General features: G+C 79.1%; 1 pseudogene. It reads right to left on the reverse strand.

Annotation, left to right across the window (positions count from 1 at the left end):
- A pseudogene (locus tag G3I42_RS11085) lies at nt 1-215 on the reverse strand (hypothetical protein); the annotation flags it as partial.

Genomic DNA, 215 nt, shown 5'->3' on the forward strand with positions numbered 1-215 from the left:
CGCCGAGGACGCGTTCGATCGCGTCGAGCGAGCCCGAAGTGACGGCGACCGCGCCGTCCGGCACCCCGTCCGCCGTGAAGGACGCACGCGCGAGCGCGGCGAGGGAGGGGTCGAGCGGCGCGCGCCCGTAGAGCACCGGGTCCGCGTCGCCCGCCGCCGCGGCCTCCGCGAAAGCGGGGGCGAGCGCGCGCTGCATGTTGGAGCGGAGGCGGGCG

Source organism: Streptomyces sp. SID11385, assembly GCF_010548245.1.
Classification (GTDB): Bacteria; Actinomycetota; Actinomycetes; order Streptomycetales; family Streptomycetaceae; genus Streptomyces.